This is a genomic window from Legionella longbeachae (assembly GCF_004283175.1).
Taxonomy (GTDB): domain Bacteria; phylum Pseudomonadota; class Gammaproteobacteria; order Legionellales; family Legionellaceae; genus Legionella; species Legionella longbeachae.
Map to the genome: position 1 here is coordinate 36,560 of NZ_RXNW01000015.1, position 16,022 is coordinate 52,581.

Here is a 16,022-nt window from a genome sequence, read left to right on the forward strand (position 1 = left end):
ATACCAAAAAATAACAAAAAAATGATAAAAATAAGAGAAACATGATAAAAAGACTTGAAATTCTATGCTAATCCGGTATTATTCGAGCCTCTTCAGGGCCGTTAGCTCAGGTGGTAGAGCAGGAGGCTTTTAACCTCTGTGTCATAGGTTCGAATCCTATACGGCCCACCAGTTTTATAGTATAGTTATAAATGTTTAGCTCTTTAGGGCCGTTAGCTCAGGTGGTAGAGCAGGAGGCTTTTAACCTCTGTGTCATAGGTTCGAATCCTATACGGCCCACCAATTTGGTTTCCAGAAATCAACCAAAAGAACAGTTGTAAGAAAAATGAATAAGATCCTATTGCGCTCGTAGCTCAGCTGGATAGAGTACTTGGCTTCGAACCAAGGTGTCGGGGGTTCGAGTCCCTCCGAGCGCGCCATTTAAAATCAAGCACTTAGCTTCAAAATTTGACCTAGAAACCAAGTTGCGGTGACGAAAACGTGCCCGAAACTCTTGAAGCTGCCTTTTGTAGATGATCACTTGATAAGTGTGCATAACGCAAAACTGTATCATAATCTGACCATCCTCCTAATTGCTGTAACTCGTGCAATGAAGTGCCATTTTGAACATGCCAGCTTGCCCAGGTATGCCGTAAATCATGCCATCGAAAATCTTTAATTTTTGCTCGCTTCAAAGCATTATGCCAGGCACGCGTACTACATTTTCCAACGGTCTTTCCATTGTATGTAAAAACATAAGTGGGATGTTCGCCCTTCTGTCGCTCCAGTATCTCAATTGCTTGAGAATTTAAGGGAACAGGAATGGCTTTTTTTGTTTTGGATTCGTCAGGATGGATTAATGCATGTTTCCTTTCTAAATCCACTTCTCTCCATTGCAACTTAGTTACATTAGACTGTCTTAAACCAGTTGCTAATGTGAATGCTGCCATTACTTTTAAATGCGGTGGCAGCTCATCTAGCAACCGATTAGCTTCTTTCGATGTTAACCATCGGATACGTTTATTCTCAAACTTACGCATTCTGATACATGGAACTGAATCTAGCCATTTCCATTCTTTATGTGCTTTGTTTAAGATTGCTCGAACTATTTCCAATACACGGTTAACCGAAGAAAGTCTAACACCAGTCTTTTCCTTTTCATGGGCAATATGCTCGATTAGATCATCATCGATGTCTTTCAAAAGTTTGTTTCTTAGATATGGATCTAACCATGCCAAATGAAACTTATCCGTTTCCAGACTTCTCTTATGCCCTGATTCCTCAAGCCATCTAATCACTGCATCTATCCATGTTTTTTTAGGTACGGACTTTAGTTTTTTATTTTTCCAAAGTTCTTCCATAATCTGGTCATGGAAAAGTTGAGCTTCACCTTTTACCTTAGTTTTAGTGCTTTTTCGTACACGTTCTCCAAGGTAGGTGATATCAACCCACCAGTAACCATTTTTTCTTTTGAGGGCCATAGTTGATTACTCCTATAACTAACACCCTCCGATGCGTCAGGTGTAGCATACTTGGATCGGATATACATCACAAGATCTTGTTCAATGAATATCCAACTCCTTCCTATTTTTACAGCAGGCAATTCACCTTTCGCAGCTTTTCTACGCAGTGTTTCTTTATGAGTTCCGAGGAAGATTGATGCTTCATTGATGTTTAGGGTGCGGTTATAGGTTTGGTGAATAGTATTAAAATGCTTCATTTATCTATCCCTATTTAAAATGCTCGAAACGTGCATTTATTACATCATAATGAGCATTTCATTGCAATAACGATAAATAATAAATAAACAATGTTTATAAAAATTGTTAATGATGGTGTCTAGCGTAGTCGATAAGGTATAATTAATTCTTAAGAAGATGTTCAAATTATTTATATTAAAATGGAAGAAAATGCTTGCAACTTCTCCGATGAAATGGGTAATCACAAATAATATTTTAATGCTTGATATCAACGAAAATAATTATGTTTCTGTTGGAGCCAAGAGTATTTATTTATCGTATTTTTCAGGTGAACCAATATCTATTGCAGGTAAAATTGCTCCCCCTCTTTTGCAGGATTTACCAAAATTAACTCTTTCCAAATACCCGGCTCCACCATGTATATATTTATCACAAAACGATAATAACTATATTGAACTGTCTATTTGTGTTGAAGTTGAAAATAATTGTATTGCTATTTCTAATGATCAAGATCAAATAGTGATAAATGATAAGTGGTATCCTATCGATATAGAATCAACAAATTATATCAGGCGTTTACTAAAAGATAATTCAATTAATCCAGACTCTTTTCTTAATCTTGGCGAACTAATAGTTTTAAGGAGTCTGGCAAAAGAAATAAAAATAATAGAATCATCGAATATAAATTTTGATAATCCATCCTTTAAATCAATAAAAGACAATAATGAAATTCCCGGATTAAATGCGAATTTATATCCATATCAAAAAAATGGTACGGCGTTTTTAAATCTTATATCAGAACAAAATATTGGGTGTATCCTTGCAGATGAAATGGGACTTGGAAAAACTCTGCAAATCATTGCTCTGTTACAATTAGAAAAAGTATCAGGGAGAAGTCAGTCATTAGTAGTAGCACCTGCAACCTTACTGGAAAACTGGCGCAGAGAAATAAGCCAATTCGCCCCCGGTTTATCGATATTTGTTCATGCGGGTGCTAATAGACCAGGAGTTAATGAAAAACTACAAGGATACGATGTAATCTTAATTTCATATGAAACAATGATTCGCGATGAGCCATTACTATCAACAATCAAGTGGAATATTTTGGTTTTAGATGAAGCGCAAAATATTAAAAATCCAATGGCTCAAAGAACAGTAAGTGTTAAAAATCTCACAAGAAGAGTCTCTATTGCAGTAACTGGCACACCTGTAGAAAATAAACTGGAAGATTTATGGTCTCTTTCTGATTTTGCACTGCCAAAACTTTTAGGTAGTTTAAATGAATTTCAATCTCAGTATACAGACAATAATGATGATGCCAGCCAACTGGCTCCAATAGTCGCGCCGATTATATTGAGAAGACGAGTAACTGAAGTAGCAAAAGATCTACCTGAAAAAATTGAGATTTCGCAACCAATAATAATGACTAAAGCACTTGCTGAAGCATATGAAAGGTTACGTCTTGAAACTATAAGAGAATATGGAAAAGCTGCAAATATGGTAGCAACAACAAAACTCCGAATTCTCTGTACGCACCCCGCACTTATAGGCGACTGGTCAAATAACCCCCTCACTGAAATGCCCAAGTATCAACGTACTTTAGAAATATTTGAAGAAATATTTGAATCAGGAGACAAAGTATTACTTTTTACAACATATCAGGGAATGGTCGATATTTTTCTATCTGACATGAAAAAACATTGGCCAGCAGCTTATTTCAATTTTATTGATGGTCGTGTTCCGGTTATGAGTCGTCAAACAGTAATTGATGAATTTTTTAATCACAAGGGTTATGGCGCCTTGTTTTTAAATCCTAAAGCTGCTGGTGCAGGACTGAATATTACCGCAGCTAATCATGTGATCCATTATAACCCTGAATGGAATCCGGCTCTTACAGAACAAGCATCTCGCAGAGCGTTCAGAAGAAAGCAGGAAAAGCCCGTAACTATTCATCATTTATATTATGCCAATACAGTTGAAGAAATAATTATGGAGCGTGCAAGTTTTAAACGGGATTTGGCAGAAAAAGCCGTAACGGGCCATAGCGGAGAATTGGATGCATCATTAATAGCAAAAGCATTAGAAATCTCACCTCTAAATACCAGTTATCTGGAGTATGAATGATAAAGAAAATATCCAAAAAATTAAGCGCAAATGATATAGGAATTACAGGGGGCCATCAGGCAGGTATTCTTGTTCCTAAAGATCCTGCCATCTTGGGATTTTTTCCCAAACTGGATTCAACAATTAAAAACCCTCGAATTTTGCTTGTAGTTAGAGAGCTACATGATAACTCAAGATGGGAATTTAATTTTATATATTATAATAATAAGTTCTTTGACGGCACTCGCAATGAATATAGACTTACTTGTATGACAAAATATCTTAAAGCAGCATCTGCAAAAGTTGGTGACAATCTTATCTTCCAATTAGATGAGAATGGTTCCATATATGTTGACTGTGAAAGGTGTGACAATATCAATTCTGATATTAACGAAGAAGGTGTTCTGGTCTTGGGAAGTGGCTGGAAGGTTATTAACTCTTAACTTATGAGGTACTTTGCATGACTTACATTGAAACTATTAATGTGCCACCAGACGTTGCACGCGTAAGTGAAGGTCTTCGCGATACAGGATATGAATTCAATACCGCAATAGCAGACATTATCGATAACTCTATTGCTGCTGGAGCTACGATAGTTGATGTTAGAATTGGCATCGACTATATGGGAGACATAGCCATATCTATTGGAGATAATGGCTGTGGGATGAATAAGGATGACCTTATAAATGCAATGAAATATGGTTCCAAAAAAAGAGAGGATCCTTCAAGTCTTGGGAAATTCGGACTTGGATTAAAAACAGCATCTACTGCATTTTGTAAAAGATTGTCACTTGTCTCACGTTCTGATTCTCTTGAGGTTATGAGAGCGACATGGGATTTGGATTCTATGGGACAATCAAATAGCTGGGGTCTAGAGCTTGCCTCTCCTGAATCGCACGAAATTGCTTTATTAGATGAAGTTGCAAAGAACCATTCTGGAACTCTCGTCATATGGGAAAAAATTGATCGTCTCATGCAAGATTACACCAAAGCAAATGGTCAACCCCAAAAAAAAGCTATGGGTCGTTTGATGAACTCTTTAAAAGAGCACATAGCAATGGTTTACCAACGATTTTTAGATGCTTCTGATACTAGGGCAAGAAACATCCAGATTAAATTAAATGATGAATTCGTATCAGCTTGGGATCCTTTTTGTTTGCTGGAAACAAAAAAACCGGTTTTGGAAAAAAACATTCCTGTTGAACTACCAAGTAGCATGAAAACATCGTTTTCGGTAAGAGCTTTTATTCTTCCAAGAAAAGAAGAGTTTTCTTCCGATGAAAATAGAATATCAGCAAAAATCTCTAATGAAAAACAAGGTGTCTATGTTTACCGAGAAAACAGGCTAATTCATGGACCTGATTGGTTGGGTATGTATAAATCAGAACCTCACTTTTCGTTATTGAGAGTAGAGCTGTCATTTAGCCATGAACTTGATGAGGCATTCCAGGTTGATATTAAAAAATCCAGAATATTGCTAAACGAACATTTATATGAATTTCTCAGAGAAAAATTACTCTCTTCTCCAAGAAGAGAAGCAGAAACCCGATATAGACAAGGTGTAGCCGCAACGGCCAAAGGAGCCGCTACTTTACTACATACCAACTCGGGTAATGCAATTCATCAAAAATCAGGTGTGATGAAAATAGCTAAAATTACTTCTGTGAATGAAGAAAAAGAAGAAATCACAATACAAAATAATAGTGGTGAAAATACATCAAAATTCAGGATTATTACCTCTGATAACCCGGGAGAAATGCATATTACTACTGCTCCAACGCTTGATAATGCAGTATTATGGGAAGCCGCTCTGGTAAATGGCAATCCGGGTGTTGTTCTTAATACTGGTCATCCATATTATCCAAAAGCTTATCTTCCGAATATACAAAACAGTGTAGTTATTCAAGCACTGGATTTTTTACTATGGTCTTTAGCTCAAGCTGAATTAAATAATATCAATGATGAGAATAGAGATGCCTTTGAAGAATTTAGAATCGAGGTATCAAGAAATTTGAAAAAGTTAGTTGCTGATTTACCTGATCCAGAAAGTGGTGAGGGTTGAAATGTCAGGGCTTAATTCAGATTTAATTGCTGAACACTTATCAAAACAATTCGGCCTTTCCTTTTCAGGATCAATGGAAGATATTGATGGGGGTAGATATGTAGTGATTCGCCCTGATGATCTACCCAAACCGAATGGTTTCTGTATAACCATAGCAAGAACACCCAAAATAATTGAAGCCAGCTTTTATCCTGACAGTTTTTCAGGAAGTCTTATTAGAAAAATGGGTGAATTAGATGATGATTCAATAAATTTATTTCAGAATTTATTATCATCATCTGAAGCGAAGGGAATTCGCATATCAATACTTATTAATGGAGAACCCAAGGTATCAATTAGCAAAGATGATCAAAAAGAGTTATGGAGAAAATTTGAGCTGGATTGTGATTGGAGGCTTCCACTTAATCATAAGTACAAAGTTGAACAAATCAATCAGTTTGCTGTCCAAATTGCGTCTATCTGCATGAGTCTGATTTTATCCCTCTTGCCCTTGGAAGAAATTACTGAATCAATTACGTTACAAGAACAAGGCCTTCCAGAAGGATCAAAAATCAAGGTTGAGATAAATAAATATGAACGAAACCCAATAAATAGAGCCGCTTGTATTTCGTACTATGGTCCAATCTGCAAGGCTTGTGGTTTTGACTTTGGCAAAATTTATGGGTTATTGGGAATAGATTTTATCGAAGTACATCATATTGTACCTGTTTCACAGATGGGTGGTACATATCGAATTGATCCCACCAAAGATTTGGTTCCACTTTGCAGTAATTGTCATGCCATGGTTCACAGAAAAAATCCTCCAATCTCTGTCGAGGAACTCAAGAAAATCATAAATCAAAATAAAGAATAATACCTATAAGATATTATTAGGTATTTCTATATATTGATTAGAACTATGTAACCAAAACTCAAGTTCTTTAACCAAAATCGGGATATCCAGTTTCGTCTTGCCCTTTAAAGCACATTCCCATACTACCGCTACCCGCCAACCCTCTTTTTCAAGCAGAGCTCTATTATTTATATCTCGTTGTTTATTAGACAAAATTTTATTATGCCAAAAATCTTGCCTGGTTTGAGGCCATTTAAATAAATGGCAATCATGACAATGCCAAAAGCATCCATGAATAAATATCACAGCCTTATATTTCTTAAAAATAATATCGGGCTTACCTGGAATATTTTTAAGATGCAATCTATATCTTAGACCCTTTGCAAATAACTCCTTCCTGACAATTAATTCAGGCTTGGTATTCTTGCTCCGAATCCCGGACATCATCTCACTACGCTTTGCTTTTTCAACGATATCAGGCATTTTGCTCTAGTGGTCTGTTATCTACTAGTTCCTTATTCAAACCAGCGCGTATATAAGGAATCATATAATTAGCAACACTATGAACGACAGGAACTACAACAGCATTTCCAAATTGTCTATAGGCTTGGGTATCTGAAACAGGAATCTTGAATTTCGATTCTCCAAAATTATCAAAACCCATTAATCTCGCACATTCTCGTGGAGTTAACCGTCGAGGATTTTTATCCTTTTGGTATATCAAAATTTCTGAACCATCTTTGTGATATCTTGCAGATAAAGTTCGGGAGATATTATCAGCAGTATTTATACCAAATCCAAAACCGTTCCCCTGTTCCCTGTGTTTCGCAGCATAGGCTTGCAGATATTTCCATAGTTTATCAGAAAGAGTATATTTATCAGAAACTACAGCATTTTTTCCTTCTGTATACGGATTCTCTTCTTTCTCGGTCCCATTTTGAGGATGTAATATCTTGGCTAAAGTTGGATGGTAACTTTGTTCAGGAAAAACAAAATTTTTGAAACTAAAGTTATTTTCCTCAAGAAATCCTGCTATAAAGATACGCTCACGATGCTGAGGCACCCAATGACGCGCATCAAGAACTTTCCAATCAATGTGATATCCTAAATCATTAGTTAATACTTTTTTGATTGTTTGAAAAGTCTTTCCTTTATCATGGCTAATTAAATTTTTTACATTTTCAAGTAAAAATGCTTTTGGGCGATGGAAATCAATAATTCTGGCGACATCAAAAAATAAAGTACCTTGAGTTTCACAAGCAAAACCGTGTTGACGACCTAAACTATTCTTCTTACTTACGCCTGCCAAACTAAAGGGTTGGCAAGGAAATCCAGCAAGTAACACATCATGTTTGGGTATATCATGTGCTTCTATTTTAGTAATGTCTCCAACAACTTCATGATCGCAGTTATAATTTGCTTTATAAGTTAATTGGGAGTATTTATCCCACTCACTTGTGAAAACACATTTCCCTCCTACTTGATCAAAAGCTTTACGAAACCCTCCTATTCCGGCAAAAAGATCAATGAAAGTAAAATCACTACTATGATTTATAGAATTTTTATCTTCTATTTTAGAAATCATTAATTCAATGATCCCCTTCTTTGGAAATATCTCACCTCGTTCCCAGCGATAGACTGTACTTTCAGATATCCCTAAAAATTCAATAACTTCAGGGATAGTTAATCCTGTTCTGGTTCTTAGTTCCGAAAAACTATTATATTCTTTGTGGATTTCCATACCTTTCCTCTTAAAGGGAATTTAATTGTCATTATGGCATATATTTTCCCGAAACATGAACTGATTTTATTTTCACAAAATGATATAAAAAGCCCCAAAGGGGGCTTAGTAATTTGAAAACACATAGATAATTCCATTGACCTCTACCGAACAATAATCATTAATAAATAGATCGCGAGCAAAAGCCTCACAATCAAAATAGCACATCAAATTGTCAGGTATCGTATTACTATAGCATTCTTCAAATAAATACCAGGCAAAATCAACTTCTGAGTCATAACTACCATGATATCTATCTCTTATCATGATTTCTGCTTCTTCAAAATCATAGTCAACTAGTAATGCAGCTCCTAATTCCTCATGTTCACTAATAAAATCAGCGTAAGCTACTATTGTAGAAATTGAGTCGTATTCCTCAAGCCTGACATCACCAAATCCTTCAAAATCATGAATTGCAAATTCCTCAGCTCCTTCTACAGGGCTATGAGCAAGCATTTCATGGATTTCATCGATAATATCACTCTCACTTTGTGTAGCATCAATCCATTTACCATATAAAATGCCATTGTTATAAGAAGCAAGGCAGGCTACATAAATTTGAGGTTTTTCCATAAAGTTATCTCCATTAATATTAATTTATGGAGCAGCCCCTTCGGGAGCATGCTCCCGAAGGGGGTTAACGAAGGGATAAATTTCCTTCATTTTTTATTTTTAATACTTAAAAACAAAACTGGAATTGAAAGTATTAAGATTCTTTAGTTAAAGAAATTAAAGACTCTAATTGTCTCACATTCAGTTTAATGTTTTTGGCATCATCGATTGATAAGGTAGATTGAAAACTTTGAAGGTCGTTAACACAACGTGATAACTCAAACAAAATATATTCAACCTCCATTGAAACAGAATTACACTCTTGCATAGATACCTCCATGAATTGCAGGAATATCTATCCCAAAGGAATAAAAATCCCTGTTGGGTCGTAGAATGGTCAACACATTAGGTTGATTTGCCTGATTGTTAATGAAGTTATGCTATGAAGCATTCCTAGGCTAAAGCCATGAACTTAATCCGTGAAATGAACCATCATACTTTTTGGTTCATATTTTCCCGACTAAACGTTCCGCCATTAAATTAGGGAAGAAGATGGCGTATTCACAAGACCTGTTGGTTTCGTCTGAATTCCGCAGACTCATCAGTTGTGTTAATTGATTATTAGGCAATGAAATTAAAAAATCAATACCACAATTACTGGAACTTAATAAAGATTATAACTTAAATTTCTTTTTAATTTTTAAACGAAATACCCTGTAAGAATTAAGAAGCTCTTTAGAGTATCTTGTACTATTATTTATCAATTCAAACTCTTCCGGGTTCCCATCTTTATGAGCAACTAATTTATATTTATTTCCTATGAGTTCGCATCTTCCGCACATTGAATAAAGTTGGGCAATTTGATGAAGGTCATATATTAAATCTGATAATAATTTATTAATTTTGTTATCTAAAAATTTATTTTTTGGGAGCTGTATAAACTCAACCAAAGTGTCAACTCTGCCGTATGTATGTTCAGGTAAATATCCTTCCTGAGTATCTTTTATAATAGTAACTATTTGATTGTCATTTAAAATAGCATTGAATTTTCGATATATTTTTAAGTCATGTTTTGTTCTTTTATATAGACACTTTTTAATTTCTTTGTAAAAAAATATTGCGACTCCCGAAGAGATTAGAACTGTTAGTAACTCTATCATTTTTTTCTTTACCTTTAGTCATGCCATGCTATTGATATTAGCAGCCTAAATAGATATTTGTTATAGCGATACGAGAATGGCCAAGTTCACGGCTTATTATTTCTCTTGCCCTGCGATCCCATTCCCGTTCCATGCCTTTAAGTTGTCTTGAAGGCTGTCCGCCATCAATTGGACAAACCATCCCTCTACCATTACTATCAAATTGCTGTGTTAACTCAAGGTATCTTCTTTGCGCATAAGCATGCCGTAAGCCATGGCATTTGCTTAATTCCATCAGTTTTATCTGCTTTTGATAATGACCGAGATGTTGTTTATAAGTTTTGTTCTTGGGAATTAATGATTGGCCTGCCGGTATTTGTTGTATCGCTTTTGTGAGCCATTGGCGTTGTTCTTCATTTGTAATATTTAATATTCTGCCTATTCCTCCTTTAGTCCAGCTTGGCTGTATTCTCAGACAATTACCTTGCCATGCTTCGCTAATTATTAATTTAATGGATTCTTCCCTGCGCAAACCAAACAGGAATTGTGACTCAAGCGACAGACGAATCAATGGATCAGAGCAGTTACTAAAATCAGTTTGATGAATTGCTTTGTTATAAGTTGGCACATAGCTACGCCTGTTTATTTGATAGTTATCGTTTCCAGACTTAACAAGCTGAGGCTTATCCAGCAGCACACCGACTTTGCGTAGTTTTGCCATGTAGTTTTTAATTGTGGCAGTACTTTTACCCTGAGTTTTCCATAGATCAACCAGAGTATGAATATGTTTTGGCTTGAGTCCATTAAGATGACCCAATTTATATCCCTGTTCATGCAAGTCCTTGATACATCGGTTTAGCATATGGCGCATATCCGCTTTGCTGGCAAAAGAATATCCTTTGATGTTTTTAACCAGTTCATTGATAGAGTATTGAGCGCTTTTCAGTTTTGATTTACTCATGAAGGTACACCCATAAAGTATTACGGGATTTTATTCCCATCTCATCCCGAATAAGCCAATCAGTCTGGTAATTTCCAAGGACAGGCAATAGTTCTTTCTTTAATTGCCTGGCATAAAGATAGCGGTAGGTTTTATTCGCTGATAAATTCATCGCTTTTAATGCCATGCGCCATTGCGAGAGAATATCGTCATAATCATGCAATTGAAGCAGAGATTGATCGCCCTGAGCGTAATGACTTAATTCAGAAAGAATGATTGTTTGATTTTCATTACGAAAAGGAATGGTTCTGTCTGCTGAATTAAAAGCAATTTCCCGGGTAATCCAAAGCTTATCGTCTTTGATATGAACGCCCGGTATTATCTGAATTGTCTCACTGAAGGTTAAACCGAACAGGGCTTGCATCCCCATAATAATTTTGGCAATTGGTTGGCTGATTTCAACCCAGACATCAGGAGACATTTTCTTTGTTTTTCGAGCATTACGCTGTCGGGATAATCCAAGGCTTTTATTGTCTATCTTAGGCAAAAGACAATCAATGCCCTGTAAAAATCTTCTGATGGTTGTCATATAGTCCATGACAGTTGCAGGTCTAATTTTATTTTTATGCCAAAACTCAATCAGCTTTATTATGTGGTGTCTTTTTAGAACATGCCATGATGGCGGAACATCACCAATTAAAAACAAATCATCAATCATTTTATGAATGACAAAAGCACAATGTTTTTTATCCTTGAAGCTGCCCCGATTGTCCATTTGTAAGTATCGGTTGGCAGTCTGTCTCAAAGACTGTTTACGCATTTCTTCTACTCTAAAAAGTACTTGCCCTGATTTTGGTTTAGTGTTGATCGAGCGGTTCACTCAAAAGTGATACCAGGCTTGCGCCACTAGGCTCTGGTTGGGGGCAAATCAATCGTTATAAGGCAAACGATAGTGCCGGTTTAAAACAGGTTTTTGTTGGTGGTTTTCTCCTTTTAGTTTTAACAGATTAATGAATTGACAAAGCAAGGCTTTGTCCTGATTCCTGGTCATTACAGAAGTGTTGATGACAGTAAGTGTTTAATAAACTTACCCTGCTGAAAAGCAGATTATCCATGAAGGGTTTCCCGACTTGAACGTCCAACCACTGGGTTAGGGAACTGGGTGGCTTAGCGTAAGACCATTTAGGTTTCGCCTGAACTTCCCAGGCTCATCAGTTACGCTTGATTAAAAACTATCAAAATGGTGCTTGCCTGGCAAGCGGTTTAGAAAGAATATTTTGTCCTGTCGGATACTGCCCGACAGGACAAAATTGTTTAATATGTTGATTTTACTATATAAAACCAATGCTAGTGTTCTGCGTCACTGCAATTTATTAGCAGTGACGCAGAACACTAAAGATTTCTTCTATACTTAATGAACCTGTTATGTGATAGATGGGAAAACAAGATGAAAAGCCAAACAAGGAATCCATTTGAGTTGGTTATTGCGCTCGTTGGAGGGGTTGGAACTGATTTTCAAAAAGTAATTCATGAGCTTCAATCATCTTTTAAATTAGCAGGGTGCCATATAGAAAAAGTCAAAATAACTCACTTTTTGAAGCGAGAAAAAAAGACAGAATTTTTATCAGACTTAGACGAAAAAATTCATAAAATGAATGAGGCAAGAGAAAATGGTAATAAGGGTATTGCCGCATTTCTTTCAATGATGTTTATTTTTAACAAAAGAATAGAGCTTCTTGGTAATAAATTATTATGTCCAACAGTGTACGTAATTGATTCATTAAAAAGCCCTTATGAATGTGATGTATTGCGTAATGTGTATGGGAGAAATTTTATATTGTTATCAATTTATGATGCAAAAGACGCAAGAAAAAACAATTTATTATCGCTTCAATTAAATTCTCTCCAATCTTGTGAAAACTTAACTGATCCAGAAATAAAGCACATAGATGATATAATGGATACCGATGAAAATGAGGGTAAAAGTCATGGGCGAGATACAAAGGGAACGTATCATAAAGCTCACTATTTCATTAATATGCTTTCGTTGCAAGATGAGGTTAGAAGACTGATTAACTTACTGTTTAATGAGCCTTTTGCTACTCCGACTAAAGATGAAACGGGCATGTTATATGCCTATTTTTCTTCTTTACGCTCTAGCGATCCTTCACGACAAGTAGGCGCTGTCATTACGGACGATGATGGCAACATTCTTTCATCAGGATGTAATGAAATTCCGAAATTTGGTGGTGGTCTTCATTGGCATGATACACAGCCAGATCTGCGAGAGTATAAAACAATTGATGAAAATCGCGTTCCACTTAGTGAGCGAGTAAAAATTGCTCGGATAGAGGAAGAGAAAATCAATAATTTGGATGACTCTTTAGAGTTTATCCGTGCTGTGCATGCAGAGGAGGCAGCAATTTGTGATGCTGCTAGACGAGGAATTGCTACGCAAAATACAATTCTATATTGTACGACTTTTCCTTGCCATCTATGTATTAAACATATTATTGCTTCGGGGATAAAAGAAGTTGTTTATATCGAACCCTATGTTAAAAGCATGACAAAAAAGTTATTTGATGGTCTTGTAAAGGATAAGGCTAATTCTGATGATTCAAAAGTAGTCAAATTAAGGCCATATACAGGTGTATCACCAAAAAGGTATAGATATGTTTTTGCTAAATCAAAGCAGGATAGAAAAGACAAAAAATGTAAATCAAGGATAATTAACTGGTGTTTACAAAACGCATCACCAGTTTATCTGAGCCATTCAACACCAATTTCATATTTCTGGACTGAATTTTATATTTTTGAAAAATTTAAAAATTCTTTGGCACAATATTTCCATCTGGAAGTGTTTGATAATATCACTGATGATCTAGATAAAAATAATGAGTATTTTTCTAAAATTGTTGAAAAATACAAGAGTTCTTTGATCAATGATGAGTGATTTCTCTCATTATAATGAAGTGAATTCAAACTATGTGTTCCTCGTCACTTCGAATCATCATCAAGGATGCAAAATACTCTAATCAAGCGCAAACAAACTCTTGAGTAGCCCCTATATTCGAAGAATCTTCAAATATAGCTTTTTCATCTATTGAATTAATGATTATACAAAATAAAAGCCACCAAGCATAAATTGAATGGGCCGAAAAAAACTCTTGCTCCTCCATGAGTCCGTGACTCATATCATTTCTGATATTAAACCCTGCTCTTTCAATTAATAAGCATTTTAAATTAAAACAAGTGTCTTCCCCCAAAAGTTCAATAGATTTGGGTAAAGTTAATAATTGTTTTAATAACATTTCTGAGTCAACCCCATTATCATCTTTATTCCAGACTATTTCACCATGTAACTCTAAAGTCTTTCTTAAGCCACCTTCAAACTGAGGGATTAATATATGCAATGCGATATCAAAATCACCATTGAATCCAGCCATAAAACCCTTTATCCAAAGACTTCTCCTTGCTTTAGGAATAAATGTTGCATGCTCAACAATGGTTGATAATAGCTTTTTAGTAACGTCATGATTATTTTTGAATAGCTCTAATGCCGGTAAAATCATACTTGCTGTATAGATATGATAATATACTCCAGCAAGTTCATAACATCCGGCTGTTGTAGCAGAATCATGTTTCTCAGCATCAGAATTATGTAATGCAGGAATAATTGCTTCGACTCGACCTTCCTTATTGATATAAGGTTTTTCTGCTGTGCTACTTAATGGACAATTTTTTTGACGCTCTAATACAGCTTCTTTTAAAGTAGCGAAAGATATCACTGGTATTGTTTTTGCGAAAAGAAATAGAGCCTCATTAAGTGTTTTATCCTTCATTGTATTGTCGATATGAGTACGTAAAGGACTCAAATCAACGGTTGTGCTATAGCGTGTCATCTCAGTTAAAGCTAATTTATTATGATCCATATGTAGCCGTTTCAGTATCTCAATATATTCTTTTTGATCCTTACAGTCTTTCAGTACAGTTATTGCACTACCAAGAAAACTTGCAGCAACAATATGACTACTGGCGATTGCAGCTTTCTTTTCATAAATTTTTGCAATATTGAGCTTCATCTCTTTTGATAGTTTATGATTATTGTTTTTTCTATATACTTTGTCAGCCAGATCATATAGCGAGTTTGCAAAATCAAAGGCTATCAGATTGTTATGAGACTCCATAATTTGGGTAGCAAAAAACAAAGCCTTTTCTACTACTATATCCCTTTCAATACAATTCAAATCCATTAAAACTGTTAGCACTGTACATACGCCTCTCAAATCAAATAAATCATCATCAGAATCTATGTGTCTCAGCAACAATTTAGTAATACTATCTTTAGACGAGTCTTTAATTTTTGTAGCAATCCTAATGGCTCTTTCAAGGCGTTTTATTCGTGATGACCAACTACCTTTACAATATACACTGTTACTTGATTCCACATATTTGTTTATAGCAATTTTTGCTGCTTTAAAATTCTTCGTTGTTATCCATGAAAGGTCAGCTACCCTTGCGGCTAGTTCGGGATTGCTGATATGCGAGCAAATCTCACCTAATGTTTCACACTGATTCTGAGTGAAATCTGATGGCATGACAGTCTTTACTGAGCCAAAAATAGCATATGGTTCAAAAGGGTAATCAGCGTTAGATGATCTCAATATCAAAGAACACACTAAACTTAACAATTGATAGACATGGCTTTTTTCTATCTCACAGTTTTCCTTGGCTTTTAAATAGGCTTGGGTGAACTGTTGGCAATAGTCCTGACATGTTTCATTACAGCCATCTATCACCGCCTCAATATCGCTATTTATTATGGATTCACGAGTTACTTTAATCTCATCCATTATTAACATAAGGACTAACCTTGAAAAATAAAAACATATCACATGGTAATAAAATTACTCAAAAAATAAAATACAAAATAAG

The 16,022-nt window shown here is 35.6% G+C and carries 15 protein-coding genes and 3 tRNA genes; 8 read left to right on the plus strand and 10 right to left on the minus strand.

Annotation, left to right across the window (positions count from 1 at the left end; translation table 11 throughout):
• Positions 1-95 precede the first annotated feature (95 nt).
• The 3 genes from EKG34_RS14610 (at position 96) to EKG34_RS14620 (ending at position 419) form a co-directional block, all read left to right on the plus strand.
• Positions 96-171: transfer RNA gene (locus EKG34_RS14610), tRNA-Lys, on the plus strand.
• A gap of 35 nt (positions 172-206) precedes the next feature.
• A tRNA-Lys gene (locus tag EKG34_RS14615) sits at positions 207-282 on the plus strand.
• Positions 283-342: 60 nt separating this feature from the next.
• Positions 343-419 (plus strand) — tRNA-Arg (locus EKG34_RS14620).
• Between the two features lie 33 nt (positions 420-452).
• Here the strand turns inward: EKG34_RS14620 and EKG34_RS14625 are convergent.
• Together EKG34_RS14625 and EKG34_RS14630 are read right to left on the minus strand one after the other, a co-directional pair.
• Positions 453-1,460, minus strand: a complete 1,008-nt coding sequence (locus tag EKG34_RS14625) for a tyrosine-type recombinase/integrase (protein WP_040186139.1) — start codon at positions 1,458-1,460, stop codon at positions 453-455.
• The gene (locus tag EKG34_RS14630) at positions 1,373-1,699 is read right to left on the minus strand and encodes a helix-turn-helix domain-containing protein (protein WP_042637550.1); all 327 of its coding nucleotides are present in this window, start codon (positions 1,697-1,699) and stop codon (positions 1,373-1,375) included. The genes EKG34_RS14625 and EKG34_RS14630 overlap by 88 nt, the downstream gene beginning before the upstream one ends.
• A 157-nt stretch (positions 1,700-1,856) precedes the next feature.
• On the opposite strand from EKG34_RS14630, the gene EKG34_RS14635 reads away from it, so the two are divergent.
• From EKG34_RS14635 to EKG34_RS18420, 4 genes are read left to right on the plus strand one after another with little or no spacing between them, the layout of a single operon-like run.
• The gene (locus EKG34_RS14635) at positions 1,857-3,803 is read left to right on the plus strand and encodes a DEAD/DEAH box helicase (RefSeq protein ID WP_080308427.1); all 1,947 of its coding nucleotides are present in this window, start codon (positions 1,857-1,859) and stop codon (positions 3,801-3,803) included.
• A complete protein-coding gene (locus tag EKG34_RS14640) occupies positions 3,800-4,225 on the plus strand; it encodes an EcoRII N-terminal effector-binding domain-containing protein (RefSeq protein ID WP_040186137.1) in 426 nt (141 codons plus the stop codon). The genes EKG34_RS14635 and EKG34_RS14640 overlap by 4 nt, the downstream gene beginning before the upstream one ends.
• Before the next feature lie 17 nt (positions 4,226-4,242).
• Positions 4,243-5,844, plus strand: a complete 1,602-nt coding sequence (locus EKG34_RS14645; protein ID WP_080619712.1) for an ATP-binding protein — start codon at positions 4,243-4,245, stop codon at positions 5,842-5,844.
• 1 nt (position 5,845) lies between these two features.
• Positions 5,846-6,697, plus strand: a complete 852-nt coding sequence (locus tag EKG34_RS18420) for an HNH endonuclease (RefSeq protein ID WP_207222379.1) — start codon at positions 5,846-5,848, stop codon at positions 6,695-6,697.
• Between the two features lie 3 nt (positions 6,698-6,700).
• On the opposite strand, the gene EKG34_RS14655 is transcribed toward EKG34_RS18420, so the two are convergent.
• From EKG34_RS14655 to EKG34_RS14680, 7 genes are all read right to left on the minus strand, one after another.
• A complete protein-coding gene (locus EKG34_RS14655; protein ID WP_040186133.1) occupies positions 6,701-7,159 on the minus strand; it encodes a very short patch repair endonuclease in 459 nt (152 codons plus the stop codon).
• Positions 7,152-8,417, minus strand: coding sequence for a DNA (cytosine-5-)-methyltransferase (dcm, locus tag EKG34_RS14660; RefSeq protein WP_080619711.1), 1,266 nt, complete (start codon positions 8,415-8,417; stop codon positions 7,152-7,154). The genes EKG34_RS14655 and dcm overlap by 8 nt, the downstream gene beginning before the upstream one ends.
• Before the next feature lie 105 nt (positions 8,418-8,522).
• Entirely contained in the window at positions 8,523-9,029 is a 507-nt protein-coding gene (locus EKG34_RS14665) for an antirestriction protein ArdA (protein ID WP_080619710.1), read from the minus strand.
• Positions 9,030-9,162: 133 nt separating this feature from the next.
• On the minus strand, positions 9,163-9,336 hold the full coding sequence (locus tag EKG34_RS18285; protein ID WP_165391550.1) for a hypothetical protein: 174 nt from the start codon (positions 9,334-9,336) through the stop codon (positions 9,163-9,165).
• Between the two features lie 346 nt (positions 9,337-9,682).
• Positions 9,683-10,168 (minus strand): hypothetical protein, encoded by a 486-nt coding sequence (locus tag EKG34_RS14670; RefSeq protein WP_080619709.1) that lies wholly within the window; start codon positions 10,166-10,168, stop codon positions 9,683-9,685.
• A 37-nt stretch (positions 10,169-10,205) separates the two neighbouring features.
• Positions 10,206-11,108, minus strand: coding sequence for a phage integrase N-terminal domain-containing protein (locus EKG34_RS14675; protein ID WP_080619708.1), 903 nt, complete (start codon positions 11,106-11,108; stop codon positions 10,206-10,208).
• Positions 11,101-11,907, minus strand: a complete 807-nt coding sequence (locus EKG34_RS14680; protein ID WP_080619707.1) for an integrase — start codon at positions 11,905-11,907, stop codon at positions 11,101-11,103. The genes EKG34_RS14675 and EKG34_RS14680 overlap by 8 nt, the downstream gene beginning before the upstream one ends.
• Positions 11,908-12,681: 774 nt before the next feature.
• On the opposite strand from EKG34_RS14680, the gene EKG34_RS14685 reads away from it, so the two are divergent.
• The gene (locus EKG34_RS14685) at positions 12,682-14,040 is read left to right on the plus strand and encodes a deaminase (RefSeq protein WP_223800037.1); all 1,359 of its coding nucleotides are present in this window, start codon (positions 12,682-12,684) and stop codon (positions 14,038-14,040) included.
• 82 nt (positions 14,041-14,122) lie between these two features.
• On the opposite strand, the gene EKG34_RS14690 is transcribed toward EKG34_RS14685, so the two are convergent.
• The gene (locus EKG34_RS14690) at positions 14,123-15,949 is read right to left on the minus strand and encodes a DUF4209 domain-containing protein (RefSeq protein ID WP_080619705.1); all 1,827 of its coding nucleotides are present in this window, start codon (positions 15,947-15,949) and stop codon (positions 14,123-14,125) included.
• Positions 15,950-16,022 lie beyond the last annotated feature (73 nt).

Excerpts from the sequence above, each read along its gene's own strand:
- EKG34_RS14625 (WP_040186139.1), bottom strand. The coding sequence starts at position 1,460 with ATGGCCCTCAAAAGAAAAAATGGTTACTGGTGGGTTGATATCACCTAC.
- EKG34_RS14630 (WP_042637550.1), bottom strand. The coding sequence starts at position 1,699 with ATGAAGCATTTTAATACTATTCACCAAACCTATAACCGCACCCTAAAC.
- EKG34_RS14635 (WP_080308427.1), top strand. The coding sequence starts at position 1,857 with ATGTTCAAATTATTTATATTAAAATGGAAGAAAATGCTTGCAACTTCT.
- EKG34_RS14640 (WP_040186137.1), top strand. The coding sequence starts at position 3,800 with ATGATAAAGAAAATATCCAAAAAATTAAGCGCAAATGATATAGGAATT.
- EKG34_RS14645 (WP_080619712.1), top strand. The coding sequence starts at position 4,243 with ATGACTTACATTGAAACTATTAATGTGCCACCAGACGTTGCACGCGTA.
- EKG34_RS18420 (WP_207222379.1), top strand. The coding sequence starts at position 5,846 with ATGTCAGGGCTTAATTCAGATTTAATTGCTGAACACTTATCAAAACAA.
- EKG34_RS14655 (WP_040186133.1), bottom strand. The coding sequence starts at position 7,159 with ATGCCTGATATCGTTGAAAAAGCAAAGCGTAGTGAGATGATGTCCGGG.
- dcm (WP_080619711.1), bottom strand. The coding sequence starts at position 8,417 with ATGGAAATCCACAAAGAATATAATAGTTTTTCGGAACTAAGAACCAGA.
- EKG34_RS14665 (WP_080619710.1), bottom strand. The coding sequence starts at position 9,029 with ATGGAAAAACCTCAAATTTATGTAGCCTGCCTTGCTTCTTATAACAAT.
- EKG34_RS18285 (WP_165391550.1), bottom strand. The coding sequence starts at position 9,336 with ATGCAAGAGTGTAATTCTGTTTCAATGGAGGTTGAATATATTTTGTTT.
- EKG34_RS14670 (WP_080619709.1), bottom strand. The coding sequence starts at position 10,168 with ATGATAGAGTTACTAACAGTTCTAATCTCTTCGGGAGTCGCAATATTT.
- EKG34_RS14675 (WP_080619708.1), bottom strand. The coding sequence starts at position 11,108 with ATGAGTAAATCAAAACTGAAAAGCGCTCAATACTCTATCAATGAACTG.
- EKG34_RS14680 (WP_080619707.1), bottom strand. The coding sequence starts at position 11,907 with ATGCGTAAACAGTCTTTGAGACAGACTGCCAACCGATACTTACAAATG.
- EKG34_RS14690 (WP_080619705.1), bottom strand. The coding sequence starts at position 15,949 with ATGTTAATAATGGATGAGATTAAAGTAACTCGTGAATCCATAATAAAT.